21 protein-coding genes and 1 other annotated feature are annotated in these 22034 nt (G+C 39.8%); of the genes, 4 read left to right on the forward strand and 17 right to left on the reverse strand.

The genetic code is table 11. The annotated features are described in order from the left end of the window. Positions 1-35: 35 nt before the first annotated feature. From ychF to H9L19_RS03470, 13 genes are all read right to left on the reverse strand, one after another. Positions 36-1136: a redox-regulated ATPase YchF gene (gene ychF, locus H9L19_RS03415; RefSeq protein ID WP_187529746.1), complete on the reverse strand. Its 1101-nt coding sequence runs from the start codon at positions 1134-1136 to the stop codon at positions 36-38. A gap of 48 nt (positions 1137-1184) precedes the next feature. Beyond that, entirely contained in the window at positions 1185-1370 is a 186-nt protein-coding gene (locus H9L19_RS03420) for a DUF951 domain-containing protein (protein ID WP_187529747.1), read from the reverse strand. Between the two features lie 40 nt (positions 1371-1410). After that, complete coding sequence (locus H9L19_RS03425; RefSeq protein ID WP_187529748.1) at positions 1411-2310, reverse strand: ParB/RepB/Spo0J family partition protein; 900 nt, start codon at positions 2308-2310, stop codon at positions 1411-1413. After that, the gene (locus H9L19_RS03430; protein WP_187529901.1) at positions 2297-3076 is read right to left on the reverse strand and encodes a ParA family protein; all 780 of its coding nucleotides are present in this window, start codon (positions 3074-3076) and stop codon (positions 2297-2299) included. Before H9L19_RS03430 ends, H9L19_RS03425 begins: the two co-directional genes overlap by 14 nt. Positions 3077-3147: 71 nt before the next feature. Continuing rightward, positions 3148-3867, reverse strand: a complete 720-nt coding sequence (gene rsmG, locus H9L19_RS03435; protein ID WP_187529749.1) for a 16S rRNA (guanine(527)-N(7))-methyltransferase RsmG — start codon at positions 3865-3867, stop codon at positions 3148-3150. Between the two features lie 141 nt (positions 3868-4008). Continuing rightward, positions 4009-5001 carry an NAD(P)-dependent oxidoreductase gene (locus tag H9L19_RS03440; RefSeq protein ID WP_187529750.1) on the reverse strand — a complete coding sequence of 331 codons (993 nt, stop codon included), beginning with the start codon at positions 4999-5001 and terminating at the stop codon, positions 4009-4011. Next, positions 4998-6188 carry an aminotransferase class I/II-fold pyridoxal phosphate-dependent enzyme gene (locus H9L19_RS03445; RefSeq protein WP_187529751.1) on the reverse strand — a complete coding sequence of 397 codons (1191 nt, stop codon included), beginning with the start codon at positions 6186-6188 and terminating at the stop codon, positions 4998-5000. Before H9L19_RS03445 ends, H9L19_RS03440 begins: the two co-directional genes overlap by 4 nt. Positions 6189-6313: 125 nt before the next feature. Then, on the reverse strand, positions 6314-7603 hold the full coding sequence (locus H9L19_RS03450) for an APC family permease (protein WP_187529752.1): 1290 nt from the start codon (positions 7601-7603) through the stop codon (positions 6314-6316). Between the two features lie 89 nt (positions 7604-7692). Next, positions 7693-8706, reverse strand: coding sequence for a hexose-6-phosphate:phosphate antiporter (uhpT, locus tag H9L19_RS03455; protein WP_338061924.1), 1014 nt, complete (start codon positions 8704-8706; stop codon positions 7693-7695). Continuing rightward, on the reverse strand, positions 8610-9092 hold the full coding sequence (locus H9L19_RS08435) for a hypothetical protein (protein WP_338061925.1): 483 nt from the start codon (positions 9090-9092) through the stop codon (positions 8610-8612). The genes uhpT and H9L19_RS08435 overlap by 97 nt, the downstream gene beginning before the upstream one ends. Positions 9093-9363: 271 nt before the next feature. Then, positions 9364-10866 carry a xylulokinase gene (xylB, locus tag H9L19_RS03460; RefSeq protein WP_187529753.1) on the reverse strand — a complete coding sequence of 501 codons (1503 nt, stop codon included), beginning with the start codon at positions 10864-10866 and terminating at the stop codon, positions 9364-9366. Positions 10867-10972: 106 nt separating this feature from the next. After that, entirely contained in the window at positions 10973-12358 is a 1386-nt protein-coding gene (xylA, locus tag H9L19_RS03465; protein ID WP_187529754.1) for a xylose isomerase, read from the reverse strand. Positions 12359-12652: 294 nt separating this feature from the next. Then, positions 12653-14095, reverse strand: a complete 1443-nt coding sequence (locus tag H9L19_RS03470) for an MFS transporter (protein WP_187529755.1) — start codon at positions 14093-14095, stop codon at positions 12653-12655. Between the two features lie 379 nt (positions 14096-14474). Here H9L19_RS03470 and H9L19_RS03475 point away from each other — a divergent pair, with 379 nt between their 5' ends. Both H9L19_RS03475 and H9L19_RS03480 read left to right on the forward strand, forming a co-directional pair. Then, complete coding sequence (locus H9L19_RS03475; RefSeq protein ID WP_187529756.1) at positions 14475-15686, forward strand: ROK family protein; 1212 nt, start codon at positions 14475-14477, stop codon at positions 15684-15686. Positions 15687-15780: 94 nt separating this feature from the next. Then, positions 15781-16785: a YeiH family protein gene (locus H9L19_RS03480; RefSeq protein ID WP_187529757.1), complete on the forward strand. Its 1005-nt coding sequence runs from the start codon at positions 15781-15783 to the stop codon at positions 16783-16785. 34 nt (positions 16786-16819) lie between these two features. Here H9L19_RS03480 and H9L19_RS03485 read toward each other — a convergent pair whose 3' ends face one another. Continuing rightward, positions 16820-17698, reverse strand: coding sequence for a MetQ/NlpA family ABC transporter substrate-binding protein (locus H9L19_RS03485; RefSeq protein WP_187529758.1), 879 nt, complete (start codon positions 17696-17698; stop codon positions 16820-16822). A 142-nt stretch (positions 17699-17840) separates the two neighbouring features. After that, positions 17841-18101, reverse strand: a binding site (T-box leader). A gap of 153 nt (positions 18102-18254) precedes the next feature. On the opposite strand from H9L19_RS03485, the gene H9L19_RS03490 reads away from it, so the two are divergent. Next, positions 18255-19661, forward strand: coding sequence for an APC family permease (locus H9L19_RS03490; RefSeq protein ID WP_187529759.1), 1407 nt, complete (start codon positions 18255-18257; stop codon positions 19659-19661). Positions 19662-19743: 82 nt separating this feature from the next. Here H9L19_RS03490 and H9L19_RS08495 read toward each other — a convergent pair whose 3' ends face one another. Beyond that, positions 19744-20016: a CPBP family intramembrane glutamic endopeptidase gene (locus H9L19_RS08495; protein WP_187529760.1), complete on the reverse strand. Its 273-nt coding sequence runs from the start codon at positions 20014-20016 to the stop codon at positions 19744-19746. Beyond that, positions 19998-20411 carry a hypothetical protein gene (locus H9L19_RS03500; protein WP_187529761.1) on the reverse strand — a complete coding sequence of 138 codons (414 nt, stop codon included), beginning with the start codon at positions 20409-20411 and terminating at the stop codon, positions 19998-20000. The genes H9L19_RS08495 and H9L19_RS03500 overlap by 19 nt, the downstream gene beginning before the upstream one ends. A gap of 223 nt (positions 20412-20634) precedes the next feature. On the opposite strand from H9L19_RS03500, the gene H9L19_RS03505 reads away from it, so the two are divergent. Next, a complete protein-coding gene (locus H9L19_RS03505) occupies positions 20635-21672 on the forward strand; it encodes a tRNA dihydrouridine synthase (RefSeq protein WP_187529762.1) in 1038 nt (345 codons plus the stop codon). A gap of 127 nt (positions 21673-21799) precedes the next feature. Here H9L19_RS03505 and H9L19_RS03510 read toward each other — a convergent pair whose 3' ends face one another. After that, a complete protein-coding gene (locus H9L19_RS03510) occupies positions 21800-22027 on the reverse strand; it encodes a hypothetical protein (protein ID WP_187529763.1) in 228 nt (75 codons plus the stop codon). Positions 22028-22034: the final 7 nt, after the last annotated feature.

Consider the following 22034-nt stretch of genomic DNA (forward strand, 5'->3'; position numbering starts at 1 on the left):
ATTAGACTTAATACATTATTTACAAGTTATGCCGACTATACGTTGAATAAAAACTCCATAATGTCGCCATCCTGCACAACGTATTCTTTTCCTTCTGAACGCAAACGGCCAGCTTCTTTAACTGCCTTTTCAGACCCATATTGATCGAGATCCTCAAAACTCATTGTTTCTGCTCGGATAAAGCCACGCTCAAAGTCCGAATGGATCACACCAGCTGTTTCCGGCGCTTTAGCCCCTGCTTTAAATGTCCAAGCTCGTGTTTCTTTGACCCCAGCCGTAAAGAAGGTCCGCAAATTCAACAAATGATAAGCTGCCCGGATTAATAAATTCAATCCAGGTTCAGATACACCAGCCATTTCTAAGAACTCAGCTTGATCATCCGCATCCATTTCTGCAATTTCCTCTTCAGCACGTGCAGATAAGCCAATCACGTCTGCACCCTCTGCTGCTGCATATGCTTCAATTTGCGCAAAATACTTTGAGCCCTGTGGATTAGCCATATCGTCTTCTGCAACGTTGGCAACATATAAAATTGGCTTGGTCGTCAATAAGAATAACCCATGCACAATTTTTTCCTGTTCTGCTGTAAACTCCGCCAATCGAGCTGGCTTACCCGCGTCTAATAATGGTTTGATCTTTTCTAAAACATCAAACTCAGCCTTCGATTCTTTATCCCCACCTTTAGCTGCACGCGAGACTTTTGCATATCGTTTATCAACCGCCTCAAGATCAGCCAAGACTAATTCCGTATTGATGGTCTCAATGTCATCAATTGGGTCAACCGTCCCATTGACGTGCACAATATTATCGTCATCAAAAGCACGTACGACATGTACAATCGCATTAACTTGACGAATATTTTCTAAAAATTTATTACCAAGCCCTTCACCTTGTGAAGCACCCTTAACAATCCCTGCGATATCTGTAAATTCAAATGTTGTGGGAATAATTTTATTTGTCCCGACAATTTCAGCAATCCGCATTAGACGCGCATCAGGCACTTCAACCATTCCGACATTTGGTTCGATTGTCGCAAATGGGTAGTTCGCCATCTCTGCGCCTGCTTTTGTAATTGCATTAAATAATGTTGATTTTCCAACGTTTGGTAATCCAACGATTCCTGCCGTAAGTGCCATGATTATTTTCCTTCATTTCTATATTTCAATTGACGTTAACAATTATCTTCAATTACTATGCTTTTCTAAAATCTTTTTAAAACGTTTGTCAAACTCACGTCGTGTCAACATGACAACCCGCTCACAATTTAAACATTTAATTTTTAAGTCCGCACCAATTCTGATAATTTGCCAACGATTCGTGCCACACGCATGCGGTTTCTTCATCTCTACGATATCGTTCAGTTCATACATTCATCATTACCTCTTTCTTGATAATGTGTCCGCTTTTAATTTAATCCAAATTGATATTTAAAACGTCAAAAATACGATTGAGATCATCATCAGACAAATAACTAATTTCAATTTTTCCCGCACCACGCTGATTACGGCTGATTTTGACTTTAGTTCCAAACTTATCTTCCAATGCATGCTGTGTTTCTCGAATAAATGGCGTTGGCTCTGCTACCATTGGTTTTTGTTCACCTGCTTCATTGAGCTGATTCACTAGCGTTTCTAGCTGACGAACCGTCATACCTTCGTTCATGACTCTTTTCGCTACCGGCACGACACGTCGTTTGTTGTGTAGACCCAATAGTGTTCGACCTTGCCCCATTGATAAGTCACCGGCTTGAATCCAGTCTTGGACTTCCTGTGGTAACGTCAAAAGGCGCAAGATATTTGCAACTGCTGAACGTGCCTTCCCTAACCGTTTGGCAACCTGTTCCTGCGTCAAACGCATTGTTTCCATCATCATCTTATATGCCGCAGCCTCTTCGATTGGTGATAAATCCTCTCGTTGCAAATTTTCAAGAATTGCTGCTTGCATCATTGTTTGGTTGTCATACGCACGCACAACGGCCGGAATTGTTTCTTTTCCAGCTAACTGTGATGCCCGAAAGCGACGCTCACCTGCCATAATTTCATAGCGTGAAGCATCTTCAGGCGCATGACGCACAATAATTGGTTGTAAAATGCCATTTTCTTTGATCGAATTGGCTAAATCACGCAGTCCTCCTTCATTGAATACGTGCCGAGGTTGATATGGATTAGCAACAATTTGCGTTAATGGTAATTCACGGACAGTATCGTTAGTTGCTGAAGTTGTCGTGACACCTTGTTGTCCAAACAAAGCGTCCAATCCGCCACCAAGTATATTGTCACCTAATGCTGATTTCTTTTTAGATGTCCCCATGAGCCTTTAAAACCTCCTGTGCCAATTTGTCGTATACTTCAGCGCCTTTTGACTTTGGATCATAATCGACAATCGCCAAGCCGTGACTGGGTGCTTCTGACAGGCGAACATTACGTGGAATGACCGTTTGATAAACCTGATTATCATGGAAATAATTTCTAACTGCCGTTTCCACTTCATTTGAAAGATTAGTGCGTGAATCAACCATCGTTAACAAGACACCTTCGATTTCCAAATCAGGGTTTAACAGGCCTTTAATTTGCGTCACCGAGTTTAACAACTGACCTAGTCCTTCAAGTGCATAGTATTCCGCCTGCACCGGAATTAGAATTGAATCAGCGGCAGTAAAAGTATTAATTGTAATTAATCCTAATGATGGTGGATTATCAATTAAAATATAATCATATTGATCATTGATACCTTTGATAGCTTCTTTCAAACGTGTCTCTCGAGCCATAACAGGTGCTAATTCTAATTCAGCACCAGCTAACCGAATCGTAGCCGGAATAATATCCAATCCAACGTGACTTGTTGGAATAATTGTCGTTTCCGGTGCTACACCATGTACTAAAACATCATAAATTTCATGTTCAGCTGCAATTGTTGATTTCTTCACACCAGCGCCCGAAGTAGCATTTCCCTGTGGGTCCGCATCAATAATTAAAACCTTTTTGCCAGCATTCGCTAATGCTGCACCTAAATTGACGGTTGTTGTCGTTTTACCAACGCCACCTTTTTGGTTTGCTAATGCAATAATATGTGCCATTTCCAACCCTTTCTCTGCATACGAATCAGTTGTTTTCAAACTGCAAACTTTTTAATCGATCACTTCAAGCCTTAAAGTGTCTTATTCTTAATATCACTAAATTTACGGGGATATTTTGTTGGTGTCTGTGTTATTTTTTTAATCACAACAATTTCTCTTGGGTCGCCATTAGGTAAATTAACAGCAACCTGATTCACAACTTGCCCACCCAATTGCGGAATCGCATTTTTTGCTGCAACAAGTTCTTCATTCACCCGACTACCTTTCATTGCCAAAAGAACCCCATTCACCTTGACTAAAGGTAACGTTAACTCAGCTAACATTGGCATAGCTTTTAATGCTCGCGCCGTAGCAACATCAAACGATTCTCTGGTATCCGCTTTGGCCTTACCGAATTCTTCTGCTCGACCATGAACTGCTGTCACCCCCGTTAGGCCCAATTTTTCAATCAATTGATTAAGAAAGCGAATGCGTTTTTGTAACGAATCAATAATCGTGATTTCCAACTGAGGGAAAGCAATCTTCAACGGAATCGAAGGGAACCCAGCGCCGGCGCCAACGTCTACCATTTTTAGTGGTGCCGCTGTTAATTCTGGATATGCCCAAGCCAAAGTCAATGAATCAAAGAAGTGTTTTAAATACACGTCATCTTGCGCAATAATGTTTGTTAAATCCATTACAGCATTTACCTCGACAAGGTAATCATAATAGATTTGATATTGTGTTATTTGTCGTTCACTTAAAACAACACCTTTTTCGGCCAAAGCGGCTACAAATTCTGCGGGATTCATCAACTTCCTCCATATTTTACAATTACTTTTAGAATAACCTAAACCCCTTGATAATTCAAGATTAATAAATTGAATAACGTTCTATTTGTTCCACGTGAAACACAAAAAAAACACCATTTTTGGTGTTTTTTTGTGTTTTCTTTAAACCGTATGTTCTGACTGACCAGTTTTAATGATTTTAATTGCATCATCCAGCGCAATTTGCGTCATATTATCAATTGCCGTATCAGTAAAAAATGCGATATGCGGTGTTAATAAAATATTTGGGTGTGCTTGGGCTTTGGCAATATTGATGTCAGGAATGGCACCATTTGTAAAATCAGCATTAAAAATTGGCCCTTCATTTGGCATCGTATCAAGTGCGGCTGCAGCAACTTGTCCGTTATCTAATGCTTCAAAAAGTGCCTCTGTATTAACGACCGGTCCACGAGAAGCATTGACCAACATCATTCCTGTTTTCATTTCAGCAAACGCATCTCGATTAATTAAATCAATCGACGTGGAATTGAGATCAACATGTATCGAAATAACATCTGACTGTTTCAGCAGTGTTTGTATATCGACATAGTCAGCCACATAACTCACTTCAACTCTTGGCCTAACATCATACACTAAAACCCGTGCACCCAAAGCATGTAATAATCCAGCGAGCGTGCCACCAATGCGCCCAGCACCAATAATCCCAACTGTCACTGAGTGAATTTCACGCGCCGCTAACCCAGCCCATAAAAAATTTTGCTTTGCAACACGAGTGTCAAATGCTGGCGTGTGCCGTAATAGCCTGAAAATTTGCATAAGTGCAAATTCAGCAACTGAACGCGGTGAGTACGCTGGCACATTCGAGATACTTAGGCCCGCATTTTTGGCACGATCAACTTCAATCATGTCATACCCAGCCGTTCGGGTTGTGATTTGTTTAATGCCTTGCACAGAAAGTGTATCGTAGAATGTCTGGTCACCACCGATTGGTGTTCTTTGTTGGATTAAAATGCCGTCAACCCCGTCAAGATCAACTAAAGTATCCGGATGCAATTCAGTATCAATTCGAACTAATTCCAATTCTGGATGTTGTGCTTGATAAGCATCAAGGGCCTTTTCTTCGTGTGCTTGAACGGAATACAAATGTAATTTCATGCTTCACCCCTTTTATTTCGTGTTAAATACGCGGTCAACCGATTCATTGCAAGCTTAATTTGCGGTAACGACGTGGCAAACGACGCACGTAACCAACCATTCCCAGCTGTACCAAAATATGACCCTGGAATGACCCCTACCTTTGCCTGCTCAGCAAGCATTTTTGCCGCCACATTATCATCACGCGGTAAATTAGTCGGTACTTTAAACCATAAGTAAAACGCACCATCTGGTTCCACATATTCTAATTTTAAGGCATCAAAGGTCGCTAACATTACTGATAGCCGTTCTAGATACGCTGCTCTCATTGGTAAACTATCGTTATACCCTGCCGAACTAAAAGCTTCAGTGGCTGCTGCAACTGCGGCGTTGGTCGGTGTGGTCACTAATAACTGATGAACTTTATCAATTTCATCAATTAAAATTTTAGGCCCAGCAATCACGCCCAAGCGATAACCGGTCATGGCGTGTGATTTGGAGACACCATTAAAGACGATTGTCTGATTTGGCAAAACCGTCCCCATCGATGTAAATGCTGTATAGACAATTTCGGAATAAATTTCATCAGAGATAACAATCAAATCTGTTTGTTCAAGAACACTAGCCAACGCTTCCAACTCTTGCTTTTGATACACAACGCCAGTTGGATTGCCTGGCGTTGCAATAATTAACGCTTTGGCTTCTGGATGTGCTGCTAATGTTTGTTGTAATAAAGCTGGCGTCAATTTAAAATCCGTTGCCGACATATCGACCGGAATCACTTTTCCACCAATCATCTCAGTGGTCGCTGCATAAAACGGAAAAGTTGGCATCGGAATAATGACACTGTCACCAGGGTTGAGCAAGGTTTTTAGTGTCGCATAAATTGCCTCTGTGACACCCACCGTGGCCATAACATCATCTGATGTATACGCCAACTGATATTTATCACTTAAGTATCGTGCCACATTTTGTCGAAACTGGACCGATCCTCTAGGCTGACCATAATGCGAATCATCTGCTTGGATTGAATTAATTGCAGCATTTTTAATATGTTCAGGTGTTGTAAAATCGGGTTCACCGACAGTTAAACGCACTAAACCCTCAATACCACTAATTTCACGTGAAAACCGTAAAATTTGATTGTCATTCGCATGCCGTACCGCTTGATTTAAACGAGTCAACAAACCTGATTTCAGCTCAATCATTCACATTTACCCCTCATTTTTTCATTTAATTTTAATTAACATACGCTCTTCAAAGCCAAAATACCAATAATAAGTTCTCCCTACACAAAAAAAGCACCTTCAAACGAAGGTGCGCTTATCACTTACTATTTTGACGCCCATTTATCGAGCAAATAGATTATGCTGCCTAATATAAACATTCCCAGTCCCCAGATAATAATAGTCGGCGTAAAACTTAACATCAGATACATCGTGGCAATGAACGCTAAAGTTGGTAACAAGTACCCACCGGGCAATTCGAAATCGTGCGACAAATCTGGTGCACGCCTAAGTTTAATGACTGCTAGAATCGTTGGTACATATTGAACGAACGAAGCGAGGACAATCAATTTTACTAAGAAAAGATACCCACCGCTTAATACCATTACAATCGCAATCCCAATTGACATCATATTAGCAACCCACGGTGCACCAAAACGATTATGTTTACCAAAAACAGCCGGTAGAAGGTGTTTCTCATTTGATAATGATGCCATCTCAATCGGCGTATTAAACGATCCCGCAACAGCCACGCCTAAAATTGAACATACCATGCCAATCAAGATAACAAGTTGCCCAACTGGGCCAAAAATCATTGCGAAAGCTTGAGCTAAGGGCACCGTTGCATTCGACAGTGCTGATCCCATAATACCAATCACTACAAATTGGACTGCTAAGTATAGCAGTGTCACTACCGCCATGATTAACATCAGGGCTCGCGGCAAATTTCTTTTTGAATCATGCATTTCGCGTGCAGCAATTGGTAAAAAATTGAAGCCCGTAAAGATATAAAAGATAACGCCGAAAGCACTTGTAAACGCAGCTACTAGATTTGCCTGCGTGTGAATGGTCGTTGGTAGATTCAGAGCTAGATTCCCTGAGTGAAAGAAAAATGCACCGACTATCACGAAACCAACTAGGACGCTCAATTTTGCGACGGTCGCAAAATCATCCAGCATAGCCATGAAACGGACGCCGAAAAAATTTGCGATTCCCAAAATTAACAACAAACTAACCGCAACACTATTAAAAATAAGCGACTGCCTAAGCAGTGGTAATGCCATCTTTAGTGCTGTTAACAACGCGCATATCTCAGCGCTTAATGTAATAACACCTAATAACCAACCAAACCAACCCACTTGAAAGCCCCAAAACCGACCAAATGCCAGGTTAGCATAGACCCATGCGCCACCATCTTCAGAAACTTTAGCGCTCATCACAGCATAATTTAATGCAATTAAACAAACAACCAGTCCCGCAGCAAAAATGACCAACAAACTTAATAACCCTAATTCATGGTATATCTGTCCGGGCAGGAGAAAAATACCTGAACCAATAATGCTATTAATACCCAATAAGAAAACCGCAAAAAAAGAGAGTTGTTTGGTCTGTTGCATATAACGTATTCCTTTCATAATAACGCATAACAATGCGTCGATGCGTTCGTTAAATTATTTACTCCTACGGGCCCGCCAATTACGTCTGCTTAATCAATGGGTGCTACCTGTTTTGACTGCACCCTGATTTTTCGTTCTTCAGCCATCGCAACAAAAATTAACATAACCGCTGCAATCACAAGTGCGGCATACATAACAACGAAAGTTGACTGCCATCCATGCAAAACGGTCCCAAAAACACGCAATCCTGACGCCTTAGGATCAGCAATATAACCCAAACCAACTTTGGCTAATGAATCACCAAATAGATAGGCAAAAGTTCCGGTTAATCCGTTGGCAACTGACAATGCTTGCTTTGGAACGAAGCCAACTACAGAGACACCAATTAGCAATTGTGGGCCAAACACAAGCCAACCCATAATAGATAATGATGTAAATAATGTTGTTTGACTATATGCCGTTGTATACATGTGTAACACAAAGAATTGGAGAAAAATTGAAATTAACGCAACCGCAATTCGACGGCCTTTCAATAAATCAGATAACCATCCCCATGACAACGAGCCAATCAAGGCACCCATTTCAAAATAAAAAATAGTTGATACAGCCGCATTATTACTCATGTGCAAAGCCTGGACTGTGTAGAGTGGTGCCCAATTATCAATCCCAATTCGAACGATATAGACAAAGACATTTGCAATAGACAAAATCCATACCCATGGGTTTTTAAGCACAAAGGCTTTCAATATTTCTCGTTTCGTCATTTGTTCCGCTTGTTGGTTTTCAAGCGATTCAGTTTCACTAAAAATCGTAGCAGCTGAATCCCAGCCCATTTCTTCTGGTTCATCATGCCCAATAAAGAGACCAGCAACACCAATGATTACAACAATCAATGCTGGAAAGATAAACATACCAGCCACGTTACCATGAAATAGGTGATTGGCACCCCATAAAGCAATTAATCCGGCTAGTCCGCCACCAATATTATGGGACGTATTCCAAAATCCTAACCAACGGCCGCGCTTCGTTTGTGGTGTCCAACGAGAAATCGTTGAATACGATGCTGGGCCCCAGGCGATTGGAACAAACCATTCAATCCCCATAGAGCTAATAAAATACCAGTCGTTGCATTTTGGGTGAGTAAAGCAATTCCAAACAATAACGACAAAAAAGCAGAAACTAATAGGAAAAATGAAATCATACGTTTAGCATTATGGCCATCGACAAATGTTGACATTAAGGTTTTCCCAATGCCGTAAGTAATCGAAAACGCTAAGCCAATGATTCCAATTTGTGTGGTTGTTAACACCCCACCTTCGACTAATATTGGCGTAGCCGCCTTTAAATTATTCCGAACCAAATACATACCTAAATAAACAAAGAATACAACACCAAAGGCTTTGATAAATTGCTTAAACCACGCTGATCGTTCTTCAGAAATCGTGATATCCAGTCGCACTGGATGCCGTAGCATAAAAAAATTCTTCATCGTCCTGATTCTCCTAAAATAAGCTAACTTTTATCCATTAAGTTGCCAAGGATTTTTAAAGGGATTGATTAGACCTTTACCTAAATCAGATCGTCGTACAACTTATGCAAGCGCTTACATAATGATACCACATTTTGTGAGCACCATTTATTTTGTATTTTTTTATTGTCATCAAATTAATCCAATTATTCGTGCTTAAATAAGCCATTAACTTTCACCAACACAACTAAAAAAACCACAAAAAAAGCCACGTAGCCGTGACTTTTTTATTTTATGAGCGACGATATGCCATCAAATCATGTGATAGCTCAGCAGTTGCTGGATAAACTTCACGATACGTTTGATATACTTGACGATATTTTGCGACATTTTCAGCAATTGGCGTGTATTCTTTTCCAAATGAAGCAAAGTTTTCTGCAGCATCTTGCACTGATGCAAACCAACCAAGTCCAACTGCTGCTAGAATTGCGGCTCCCATTCCAGGCCCCTGTTCATTTTCCAAAACAACAACCTTTTTGTTAAAGATATCCGCTTGAATCTGCAACCACAAAGGTGACTTAGCCCCACCACCAGAAGCAATCACAGTGTCAAATTTTGCACCAGCATTTTCATATATTTCAAAAATATCCTTAAATGAGAAAATGATACCTTCTAATACTGACCGAACAAAATCATGGCGCTTATGCATTGAATCAATGCCAATCCATGCCCCACGAATATCACCATCAGCGTATGGTGTCCGTTCACCAACTATATATGGTGTAAATAAAAGGCCATTAGCACCAACACTTGACTTTGAAGCTGTCGCCACAAATGGCGTAAAATCCTCTTCCGGCGCAAAAGTTGACTTAAACCAGTTCAAAGAATGCCCAGCTGAAAGCGTGACCCCCATTGAATAGAATTTATTTGGAATAGCATGATTAAAGAAATGAATTTTTCCTTGATAATCAACATCAGCATTATCTTCATACTTCAACACAACACCAGAAGTTCCAATTGAAGACCAAACCATATTTGGCTTTAAGATGGCAGAACCAATCGCACCAGCTGCATTGTCAGCGGCACCCCCAAAGACCTTGGTCTCAGTCGTTAGTCCTGAAAACAAAGCATATGATTGTGAGATATTCCCGGCATAGTCAATACCTTGAATAATCTCAGGGAAAAATGAAGCTGGTAAATCAAACGCTTCTTGAATTTCTTTTGACCATGTCCCCGCAGCAACATCCATCGCCACGGTTCCAGCTGCATCAGAAATTTCCATCGCCAGCTTACCAGTCATCCGATACCGAACATAATCTTTTGGTGTCACAAATGTGCTGGCTTGCGCAAAGATCTCTGGTTCATTTTCTTTAACCCACAAAATTTTAGGTAAAGTGAACCCTTCTAGCGCTTTATTACGTGTCACTTGGATAAATTCATCCCCCAAGGTCTCCGCGATTTCTTTAGTTTGTGGCGTTGTTCGCGTATCATTCCACAAAATTGCTGGTCGCAACACTTGCTTATTTTCGTCTAACAATACCAGACCATGCATTTGACCAGAATACGAAATACCCTTAATGTCTTCCGCCTTTAGACCATCATTTAAAATTAATTTGACAATCGCCACGGTTGTGCCATTCACCCAGTCTTCTGGATTCTGTTCTGAATAACCTGGCTTTGGTTGTGATAATGGATAATCAAATGATTCTTGTGCCACAATTTGACCTGAACGATCAACAGCCGAAACTTTAACGGCCGACGTTCCCAAATCTACTCCTAATACAACTTCACTCATATGCTTTATGTCCTTTGTCTATTTTTTTATCCCAATTAAAACAAGGACTGAGCTAGATAAGTAGCCCAGCCCTTGCTGTATTATTGACACTAATCAGCGTTTAGAATTACTTGTTAAAAGTTGATCCCAAAACTGAGTAGATGTAGTTATTCAAAGTTGCTTTGATAGCTTCCAATCGTCCTGACTTAACAGTCGCAAAGATTTCATCACTCGTCTTGTTTAAGATATAGTTCTCAAAGTCAGCAAAGTTTGCCTTACCAGCTTCAAAGTCAGCACCGATACCTGAATCAAATGATGAGTAACGATCCTTATAGATATTCTCTAAGAAATTGTCTTCAATCATCTTAGTTGCGACACGGAATCCGGCTGCGTAAACATCCATTCCTGCCATGTGGGCATAGAACAAATCTTCAGGCTTAAATGATGCACGACGAACCTTCGAGTCAAAGTTCAAACCACCAGTTGGCAAACCACCATTCTTAATGAATTCGTACATGACCAATGTGGCTTCGTAAATATCATTAGGGAATTCATCAATATCCCAACCAGTTTGCTTGTCACCCATATTGGCATCCAATGATCCCAACAAACCAGCTTCACGTGCAAAGCGCGCTTCGTGCTCATAAGTGTGACCTGCTAAGTAAGCGTGGTTTCCTTCTAAGTTCAACTTAAAGTCATCTTGCAAACCATACGTGTACAAGAAGGCAATCGTTGTTTGTACGTCAGTATCATATTGGTGAGCAGTTGGTTCCTTTGGCTTTGGCTCCAACAAGAATTGACCAGTATAACCAATTTCATTTGCGTACGCCTTAGCCATCTTGAAGAAGGCTGCGATATGATCTAGCTCACGCTTGGTATCAGTATTCAACAATGATTCGTAACCTTCACGTCCACCCCAGAATACATATGATTCTGAGTTCAAACGCTTAGCAATTTCAAGTGAGTGCTTGATTTGAGCACCAGCATAAGCAAATACGTCTGCGAATGGTGTGGTTGCGCCACCAGCCAAGAAACGCTTATTAGTGAACAATGAAGATGTGTTCCAAAGCAATTTCTTACCAGTCCGCTTCATCTCAGCTTCGATTAAGTCAACAACGGCATCCAAATTTGCATTTGTTTCGGCCAATGTCTTTCCTTCAGGTGCCAAATCACGATCGTGGAATGCAAAGTATTCTACGCCCAACTTGTCCATAAATTCAAACATGTACTTAACCTTTGACTTGGCATGCTCCAAGTCAGACATATCATCTTCACCGTTTACATCCCAAGGACGTTCAGCAGTTCCGTCACCAAATGGGTCAACCATACGTTGATCCATTGTATGCCAGTAAGCAACTGAGAACTTCAACCAGTCCTTCATTGACTTAGTTTCACCATTAATTGTGAACTTCTCTTCTGGATTATAGAAATTGAAGCCTTTTGAAGCTTCGAAATCTAATCCTTTTGCACCACCAATAAATTCTACCTTAGGAAAGTCGAATAATTCTGACATGTTGTCATCCTCCAAATTTTGATTACATCAAGTTTATTGTATGCGCTAAAAATTTAGCGTTTAGTTGGTTGGTTTATGCAAACAACTAACTTACAAAACCTATTATAAACAGGTCATTTTTAGTTTGCAACCCTTTTCAGTAATTAATTCCTTTTTTTCTAATTTTTTTGATGGTCAAAATCACTTTTCGTGCGCATAAATCCCCTTATATCCTTGCATTCACAGCAAATATGCGCAGACAAAAAGCACCGTCCCTAAGGGCGATGCTTGCTTACTGTCAATGATAAATTAGTCTTATGCCTCGTGCGAAGCAGCCAATTCTTCGTTCATTTCCTTGACCTTTGCATCAGTCAAAGGATAGATTGCCATGATCAAACCAGCAACAATTGACAATGCAATTGGTGCCCAAATCATTGAGATCTCAATTCCAGTCAATGCTGAAGTCATTTGTACCTTTGCTTGTCCATTAAAGTGAGTTGCTGCAAGAATGAATCCTGGCAAAATACCACCCAAAGCCAAACCAATCTTGAAGAACAATCCCATGATGGCATTAATAATCCCTGCCACACGCTTCTTTGACGTGTATTCACCATAGGTAACAACTTCAGGCACCATTGACCACATAAATCCAGTTGCTGAAGTCAATCCCCACTGTTGTAGGAAACGACCAACATAACCAACCGCAATGTTATCTGGTGTCTTTGTCCAGTACCACAAAATCAATTGACCAACGATAAAGATCCCGATAAATGTAAAGAAGAAACCTTTCTTTCCCAAGACATCACGCAACTTAGGCCAGAGGAATACCAAGAAAATACCTGGAATTGAACCAATCAACCCAATTGATGCCATCCATTCTTGATGCCCAATTGAAGTCTGCATGAAGTATGGCCAAACTGTATTACCAAAGAACATAAACGTGAAGGCAACCAAGAAGAACAGACCAAGAATCTGTAAAGCCTTATTTGAAGCAAATTCTTTAAATAAATCAGAGAACTTAACTGAATGTGATTCTTCAGCCGTCGGAACAACACGTTCTTTAATCCCAAAGTATGTGATCATCAATGCGATGAACCCAAGGACCATATAAACGCCGTAGACTTTGAACCAAGCCGTTTGAGCAGAAGCAATCCCATAGTTTCCTAGCTTTAACTTCAAACCAAACAGTCCAGTATCAGTCAATTTGGCATTTGGTGATGCTAATTGAACAAACAATGGGAACAACGTATATACTAACAAGTTAGCTGTATTAGCCAATGTCATTCGAACAGTTGTTAAACTTGCAATTTCATCATTATCACGCGTCAATGATGCAGAGATTGAACCGTATGGAATATTAACAAATGAATAAACCATAGCCGTTGCCATATAAGATACTGTGGCGTAAATCACATTGCCCTTAGCAAAATCTAATGGTAGAAATAGCATGGCAGCTAAAATTGTCAATGGAATACCAAACCAAATCAGGTAAGGTCGATACTTACCATTCTTTGGTGATGACTTATCAACGATAGTTCCAACAAATGGATCCCAGAAAACATTAATCCAACGAACTACCAAGAAAATAGTAGCACCTGCAGCTGCAGAAATCGCGTTAATATTGGTCATGTAGAACAATAAGAACCCGCCGACAGTACCGAAAACAAGGTTTTGGGCAAAATCACCCAAACCATAAGCGACTTTCTCACCAAAAGAAATTTTAGCGAATTCGTCTTGCTTTTGAACGTTTGCGTCCATAATAGAGACTCCTTTTAAAATTGACATAAATAGATAAATTGCATATGAATGATAATCAGTCGCAAAAAATGTAACCGCGTTCATCGTTCATGGGCTTGATTGTATCACGGTTAGTTTTGTCAAGCAACTATCTAGGGATGCCTAAATTTAGACGTTTTTATGAATATTTATTAAAATTGACATGCACTCAACTAGACGAACTCTTAATAAACCGTTATTATTAATATATTAAATCGTTTAAAATAAATATTTAAAAGTCCGTTTAATCGGACTTTTTATGTTAGTAACCCTTTCCCTCTGTCAATAGATAGGGTTATCATCTATAGTGTAGAATTAGTAGCTCGCCACAACTAAGGCGAGTAGAAGGGATATCAAATATATGGTCTCAAAGGTCGATCAAGACTCAATGCGGGAAGCCAATCGAAAGTTAATGGTTCAAGCCCTATTCAATGCCCAACAAACTTCACGTGTAGAAATCGCAAACACGATTAACCTTCACAAATCAACCATCACAGCTATTTATCGTGATATTGAAGATGCCGGCCTCATTGAAGACTTAGGCGAAGGCCCTTCATCAAATGTAGGTGGTCGACGACCACGGTTGATTCGCTTTAACCACAATTATGGTTATGTTGTCACTTTTGACCTAGGACATAGTCATCTACGGTATATGGCTGCAAAATTAACTGGTGAAATTATCACGCGTGGTGAAATCACAATCACCAATATGTCACTTCCAGAAATCGAACGTGCAGCCCTAGCGTATATTGCACAACTCGGCCAGTTGAATACAGATCATGGTTTGCTGGGGGTTGGAATTGCCATTCACGGTGTTGTCGAAAACAACCACATTCGATATACACCTTATCTCAAAGAGATTGTTCAATATGATTTAGCCAATGAGTGGCAGTCAAAACTAAATGTACCTGTCTTCCTTGAAAACGAAGCCAACTTAGCCGCAATCTATTTGCGTGACTACCAAGACTACGCGGGTGATATGGTGCTCAACAATTTCATCACGATTAATATTCATGATGGGATCGGGGCTGGTATTATTCAAAATGGCGAGTTATTCATCGGTGTTCACGGCGAAGCAGGAGAAATTGGTCGAACCGTTATGTTGAAAAACAACTGGATGCATGAAGGTTTTGTCAATCCCGTCCATTTAGAAGATTTATTTTCTGAAGATGCCTTACTAGCTCGAACAATCAAATTAGCCAATTTACCAAGTTTAAGTCGTGAAGAATTTTGTCAGCTCATTGATAATCAGGACCCAATTGCAGTTGCTGTACTTGACGAATGGTTACAAACAATGGCTTCTGTCTTTTACAACATTGTGCAGCAAACTGCCCCTGAGGCCGTCTTTGTTCATTCCAGAATTCTGGGAAAACGACCGGTATTCTTTAATGTTCTCCGCAGCTTTTACGACAGTATTACACCTAAAACTGAAATTCCGCTCATTTTTGCTAGTCAAGCGGTTGATCGTGCCACGCTAGCCGGTGGCGTTGCAATGGTTACTCGAAAATTGCTTGATTTAGAAGGCTTTCGTCTCGTATTCCAAACCGATATAAAAAATGAGTCTAATTCATAGAAAATACACATTCATTTTATTCCAAATGAATGTGTATTTTTTTATATGAATGGGTGTAAAATTGTAATATTAGTGTTTTACATAAGGAGTATCTATGGCAATTCGAAAAAATATGTTACCTGGAATTATTGCAACGATTATTTTATCAGTGCTTGCAAAAATTATTACCCCATTCATCTCTTTTTTAGGTGCTGAGGCCATTGCAATGATTGGTGGAATTATTCTTGGGAACACCCTTCTAAAAGGGCAACGTTGGCACAGCGGCGTCAAATGGGCTGAAAAATACCCCATTGAAATTGGGATTGCCCTTTTGGGCCTGACAACCACTTTGTCCACCATTCAAGCACTTGGCTTAAATGGTATTGGGTTTATTCTCATTTTAATGACCCTAACGATTGTTTTTGTCACATGGATTGGTCTTCGTTGGTTCAAAGTGTCACCGGGCGTCGCGATGCTAATGGGTGCCGGTAACGCGGTCTGTGGATCCTCAGCCATTGCTTCGGTTGCGCCAGCGATTGGTGCAACCGATGATGAACGACGTACATCGGTTGCGACAGTCTCAATCATGGGGGTTATTTTACTACTAACCTTACCAACGATTGGTCCATTAGTTTTTAATCACGACAATCTCTTGATTGGTGCCTTAATTGGCGGCACTGTTCAATCAGTCGGTCAAGTCGTTGGAACTGCCTCGCTTGTCAATTCATCAGTTGTCGCTTACGCAACATTGTTCAAAATGGTTCGTGTCATTCTGTTGTCCGTTGTCGTCATCGCATTGGCTAACTTTGCACATCGAAAAGATGTTATCGCGGCACAATCTGAAATGAAACCTGTGCACCAAAAAGTAAAAATTCCCTGGTTTATCATTGCTTTTATTATTTTAATGCTCATTAGTTCATTCATTACGTTACCGCATGTCATCACCATTTCAGCTAAAGAAACAACTGGTTTCTTTGGAATTGTAAATTTAGCAGGAATTGGACTCAATCTTAAATGGGAGACCATCAAGGCTGCTGGTGGTAAATTGTTTGCCTTTGGTTTGGTTACGATTGTTTTCCAAATTTTAGTTGCAATCACTTTAATCAAAGTAATCATGTAAAAGAAAAGAAGTTCCACGTGGAACTTCTTTTCTTTTACTTTGTATCACTTGTCGCTTTTTCTGGCTTAGGTGCACCTTTCCAAGCTGCAATTGATGCGCCTTTCTCATTCTTATTAATGTAATCACCGACATTTTTTTGATGATAAGCTTTTACTAATGCTTTAATATACCACTTATTCTTATCCTTCTTTTGCGCTGCGATAATATTAACCCATTGATGCGTTTCTTTATTATTCGCAGTCCAAACATAAATGGCTGAATTTGGATCTTTATGTGCTGCTTGCACAAATGTTGCCGAAATAACCGCTGCATCCACTGAATGTAAAGAGGCAAGCGTTTGATCCGCTGCTAATTCCTTAATTTTAACCTTTGAAGATGATAAAACATCTTTTGCCGTTGGTGACGCCACACCAGACTTTAATTCAACTAGACCCGCTGCTTTTAATAAAAACAGAGCACGGGCTTCATTTGTTGGATCATTTGCAACTGCAACGGTTGCACCAGTTGGAATTTCTTTGACTGATTGATATTTATCTGAATACAAACGTCCTGGGCCTAAGGTGGTTTCGCCAACGGCAGTTAACGTCGCATGATGTGCTTTATTCCAATTCTTTAAAAACGCATAATGTTGATACGCATTGGCGTCTAAATTGCCTTCATTCAATGCTTGATTAGGTTGATTGAAGTCTGTAAAAGTCACTAATTTAATTGACAAGTTATCTTTCGCTGCATTTTTCTTAACCAATTCCCAAACGCCTTGATCCACTTTCGAAGGCGAATTAATGCCAACTTTGATTGTTTTTTTTGCATGTGTTGCTGCTAAGACTGATTGTTTATCCACAAAAGTTAAAGCAGTGCTTGCAATTGTTAAGACGGCCGCTATTTGTATAACTGATTTAATTGAACGTTTCATTCTAAAATACCTCTTCACTTGTAAAAATGCTATCCTCGCGACAAATTAAACGACTACATTAACGAGCCAGACGTCTCTAATCTTCATTAATAATAGTGATTCAAAAATAAAAAAAACCGGTATCATCGTGCTTATACGACAATACCGGGACGATTACTCGTGTTACCACCTGGCTTTCGTGACAATTAAGTCACGCTCAAACAGTACGCCTTTTACTGGATCGATCAACAGTTTAGGAAATACTGATACGCAATAACGGGCGTACCCGATTACAGCTAACAAATGCTCACCGTAATATAGACACTCTAAGACCATTTTCTTATACCATTGTTCGTCAATTTACACCGGCCATTGACTCTCTATGCAACTTTGATAGAATACTTCATCTCTTCATCGTGTTTGATATAACAAGCATACAGCACTTAAAATTAAAAATCAACTTATAATGTGGTATTTTTTATAATTCATTTTTAATTTAAGCGTCATTAAACATTGACTTATTCCTTTAAAATAAGTACTATTATAAACATTATCAAAAGAAAAAAGAGGCCATTCAATGAAGCTATTTCAACGCATTTTCAAGCAAGAATCTCGAGAAGTCTATATGCAATCAGATAGCCATTTTGCTAAAACGCTGGGCGCTAAAGATTTGTTATCACTTGGCGTCGGTACCGTCATTGGTACAGGTATTTTTATCCTACCTGGCACAGTTGCAGCAACCCAAGCTGGTCCTGCGATTGTCTTGAGTTTTATCATTGCCGCTATTATTGCCGCCCTAGTTGCCATGGCTTATTCTGAGTTTGCCTCAGTGTTACCAGTTGCTGGATCAGCTTATTCATTTGGAAATGTCGTTTTCGGCGAAATTATTGGTTGGATACTAGGATGGGCTTTGATTTTAGAGTATTTCCTCGCTGTCGCGGCGGTCTCAACCGGTTGGGCAGCTTACTTTGCTAATTTCATCTCGCCAATCTTTAAAATCCCAACTGCCCTGTCCGGTCCATTTGATCCGGCACATGGCACATATATTAACTTATTTGCGGTCCTAATTGTATTACTCATTGCTGCGATGCTTTGGGGCGGCATGCGTGAATCAAAACGTATTCAAAACTTCATGGTGGCACTCAAAATTATTATTATTATCTTCTTTATCATTGTCGGCCTATTCTTTATTAAGACTAGCAATTACACACCATTTATCCCAGCACGTTTACATGGGGCATTTGGTTGGCATGGTGTTTTCACTGGGACAACGATGGTCTTCTTTGCCTTTCTTGGCTTTGATAGTCTTGCATTGGCTGCCGCTGAAGTCAAACAACCTCAACGTAATTTGCCAATTGGAATTATTGGCACGCTCATCATTTCAACAATTCTTTACGCTGGTATGGCATTTGTCATGACTGGCATGGTGAACTATACAAAGTTAAACGTCGCAGACCCCGCTGCTTTTGTCTTTCAATCAGTAGGTGCACACTGGGCATCATTGATTATTACCCTCGGTGCGCTAATTGGGATGTTTACAATGATGTATGCCTCACTATTTGGGTCGTCGCGTCTCCTATATTCAATGGGCCGTGATGGTTTACTGCCAAAAGTTGGTCGCCTAAATCAGAAATCCGATCAACCAACCACTGCACTGGTCATCGCGACAATCATCATTGCTATTTTTGCTGGTCTAATTCCATTAAATCAGTTAGTTGAATTAGTCAATTTTGGCACAATTTTAGCGTTCTTAGTCATCTCGTTTGGTATCATTCCGCTTCGACGACGTGCGACAACCGATTTACCAAACTCTGGCTTCAAAATGCCTGGTTACCCCATTTTACCTATTATTTCTGTTCTCTTCTTACTATTTTTGGTTACACAACTGCAAAATGTCACTCTGATTTTTGGTGGCATCTGGTTCTTAATTGGCTTAGTAGTCTACTTTGCTTATGGTATCCGCCATTCCAAAATGAGCGATTAATAATACATCAATTCAAAAAGAGGCAAGTGTCCCATTCTTTAGGAACTCTTACCTCTTTTATTTATTGAACAATTAATCCGCGCTAGGTTAAATTTACATACCACATCAAAACAATCCCCATTAATGCGCTAGTATTGAATATAAAATAGGTCATGATATTATGCCAAATATTATTAGTCCGTAAGTATATCAATGACAAATATAAACCAACAAACATATAAGGAATCGTTGCCACAACTGACCCACCAAAATTATTAATGTGAATGAGCCCAAAGAGAATACTCGAGATAGTGACCATCAAAATTAGACGTACTAAGCTACCTTTAAATCGATACATTAAAACATGACGATACATAATTTCTCGATTAGCGGAGCTACTAACGCAGAAGCGCTGGTTAAAGTGACTAGCAGAAGATTCTCGATTGGCATATGATCACTCACTGTTACGATTGCAAGTGGACCAAATTCTCGAACAATAGCCAAAATTAGTACAATAACACCGGCATTGATAAAGGCCAAAATCAAATTAGGCCATAAACGTTGTCTGTATTTTTGCCAGTGATTTGCTAATAAATCACGAAACAAATAAACAACCAATATGACGAAAATATAATGTGTAACTATCACTAATAGATAATCAGTCAGAGAGTTACGTTGTCCAACAATAGTTAAAAGCCAACTGATTAAAAAATCTAAGGGTACTATCAATAAAACAATTAAGTTCCGATAACTAACTCTTTTGATGTCCATAAATACCTCCCTGATATTAATACATTACATAAACCATTCAATTCTATTTTATATGTCTATTTCATCAACATATACAGCAAAAATAAATCTGTTCCACGTGAAACAAAACGATTGCCTTAATTTATTCCTGGCTATTGTAAAAAGTAAGAAAAATTCGTACAATGAATAGCGTTAGATTTTACTAGTTGAATATAAAATTTAAAGACGAAAGGAACCTTTAATAATGACCAAAGCTAAATCAGAGTATTGGCAAAACATTGTTGATCGTGCAAATAGTCATACTGGCAAGCAAGTGCCTTTCTTTACACTTGCGCCCATGGAAGCAGTCACTGATACCGTATTTCGACGAGTTGTTGACTACGCTGCTGCACCCGATGCCTACTATACGGAATTCGTTAATGCACGCAGTATTGCTCATCCCAAAGCAAAATTTTCTGTTCAAGGTCGCTTAGCAGTGGTCGAACATGAAAAACTACCGATTGCACAAATTTGGGGGAATCGGCCTGAAGATTTCGTGACCGCCATTGAGGAGCTAAAAAAAGATGGTTATCAGGCGATTGATATTAATATGGGTTGTCCTGATGGTACAGTCATTAAAAATGCCGGTGGATCTGATTTAATCAGACATCCACATGATGCAGCCGCAATTATTCAAGCTGCAAAGACCATTGGCCTTCCTGTATCAGTTAAGACTCGAATTGGTTTCAATGAACTCGAAACATACAAACGGTGGTTACCATTTTTGTTGCAACAAGATATCCAAGTATTAACTGTTCATCTCCGAACACGAAAAGAACAGTCAAAAGTTCCTGCACACTATGAGCTAATTGATGATATTCTTGCCATGCGTGATACGATTTCACCACAAACCCTAATTCAATTCAATGGTGATATCAAAGACCGTCAAGCTGGGCTCGCGCTCGCAGAATCACATCCCGGAATCGATGGCATTATGATTGGGCGTGGCATTTTTGAAAATCCATGGGCATTTGAATTAAATCCTCAACCACACTCACTGGATGAAGCACTCGAATTATTGAATTTACAACTTGATTTACACGATGAAGTGACTAACTTATATGGTCCTCGTCATTTTCAAAAATTAAAGCGTTTCTTCAAGATTTATGTCCGTTCTTTTTCATATGCCTCAGACCTGCGTCTTGCACTAATGGAAACACAATCAACGACTGACGTTCGAAAAGTTTTGGCTGAGTTTGATGCCCAATGGCAGGCACATAAGGTACAACAAGCAGCTAATTAGTCAATTAACTGATATTTACGGGACTGATAGATTCACGGTACATCGATTCTAAATCTATTCATCAGCCACTACCTTAAACAATTTAATTTTAAAAGCCGTATCATTTAATTGATACGGCTTTTTTATTTTATTTTTTTGATGATCTTCGCCATTCCTCCTGATTTTGCATCAGATAAGAATAAAAACTCGCCACCACTGAGATTAAATCTGGCAGAACAAGTAGCAAAAAAACAACTAATCTCAAAAAGGGCGTTGTCGGATGGATATACCAAACAAAAAAATAATCCAGTGCAATCGTAAACACCAAAGACCCCGGTGTTGCACGTACAAACCCATCAATAAATATTTTCTTCATGTTGACT

The sequence above is a fragment of the Weissella diestrammenae genome, assembly GCF_014397255.1.
Lineage (GTDB): Bacteria > Bacillota > Bacilli > Lactobacillales > Lactobacillaceae > Weissella > Weissella diestrammenae.

Excerpts from the sequence above, each read along its gene's own strand:
- H9L19_RS03425 (WP_187529748.1), bottom strand. The coding sequence starts at position 2,310 with ATGGGGACATCTAAAAAGAAATCAGCATTAGGTGACAATATACTTGGT.
- H9L19_RS03505 (WP_187529762.1), top strand. The coding sequence starts at position 20,635 with ATGACCAAAGCTAAATCAGAGTATTGGCAAAACATTGTTGATCGTGCA.
- xylA (WP_187529754.1), bottom strand. The coding sequence starts at position 12,358 with ATGTCAGAATTATTCGACTTTCCTAAGGTAGAATTTATTGGTGGTGCA.
- H9L19_RS03450 (WP_187529752.1), bottom strand. The coding sequence starts at position 7,603 with ATGCAACAGACCAAACAACTCTCTTTTTTTGCGGTTTTCTTATTGGGT.
- H9L19_RS03485 (WP_187529758.1), bottom strand. The coding sequence starts at position 17,698 with ATGAAACGTTCAATTAAATCAGTTATACAAATAGCGGCCGTCTTAACA.
- H9L19_RS03490 (WP_187529759.1), top strand. The coding sequence starts at position 18,255 with ATGAAGCTATTTCAACGCATTTTCAAGCAAGAATCTCGAGAAGTCTAT.
- xylB (WP_187529753.1), bottom strand. The coding sequence starts at position 10,866 with ATGAGTGAAGTTGTATTAGGAGTAGATTTGGGAACGTCGGCCGTTAAA.
- H9L19_RS08435 (WP_338061925.1), bottom strand. The coding sequence starts at position 9,092 with ATGAAGAATTTTTTTATGCTACGGCATCCAGTGCGACTGGATATCACG.
- H9L19_RS03420 (WP_187529747.1), bottom strand. The coding sequence starts at position 1,370 with ATGTATGAACTGAACGATATCGTAGAGATGAAGAAACCGCATGCGTGT.
- H9L19_RS03470 (WP_187529755.1), bottom strand. The coding sequence starts at position 14,095 with ATGGACGCAAACGTTCAAAAGCAAGACGAATTCGCTAAAATTTCTTTT.
- H9L19_RS03440 (WP_187529750.1), bottom strand. The coding sequence starts at position 5,001 with ATGAAATTACATTTGTATTCCGTTCAAGCACACGAAGAAAAGGCCCTT.
- H9L19_RS03475 (WP_187529756.1), top strand. The coding sequence starts at position 14,475 with ATGGTCTCAAAGGTCGATCAAGACTCAATGCGGGAAGCCAATCGAAAG.
- H9L19_RS03430 (WP_187529901.1), bottom strand. The coding sequence starts at position 3,076 with ATGGCACATATTATTGCATTAGCAAACCAAAAAGGTGGCGTTGGTAAA.
- H9L19_RS03480 (WP_187529757.1), top strand. The coding sequence starts at position 15,781 with ATGGCAATTCGAAAAAATATGTTACCTGGAATTATTGCAACGATTATT.
- uhpT (WP_338061924.1), bottom strand. The coding sequence starts at position 8,706 with ATGGGGATTGAATGGTTTGTTCCAATCGCCTGGGGCCCAGCATCGTAT.
- H9L19_RS03500 (WP_187529761.1), bottom strand. The coding sequence starts at position 20,411 with ATGGACATCAAAAGAGTTAGTTATCGGAACTTAATTGTTTTATTGATA.
- H9L19_RS03510 (WP_187529763.1), bottom strand. The coding sequence starts at position 22,027 with ATGAAGAAAATATTTATTGATGGGTTTGTACGTGCAACACCGGGGTCT.
- rsmG (WP_187529749.1), bottom strand. The coding sequence starts at position 3,867 with ATGAATCCCGCAGAATTTGTAGCCGCTTTGGCCGAAAAAGGTGTTGTT.
- H9L19_RS08495 (WP_187529760.1), bottom strand. The coding sequence starts at position 20,016 with ATGTATCGTCATGTTTTAATGTATCGATTTAAAGGTAGCTTAGTACGT.
- ychF (WP_187529746.1), bottom strand. The coding sequence starts at position 1,136 with ATGGCACTTACGGCAGGAATCGTTGGATTACCAAACGTTGGAAAATCA.
- H9L19_RS03445 (WP_187529751.1), bottom strand. The coding sequence starts at position 6,188 with ATGATTGAGCTGAAATCAGGTTTGTTGACTCGTTTAAATCAAGCGGTA.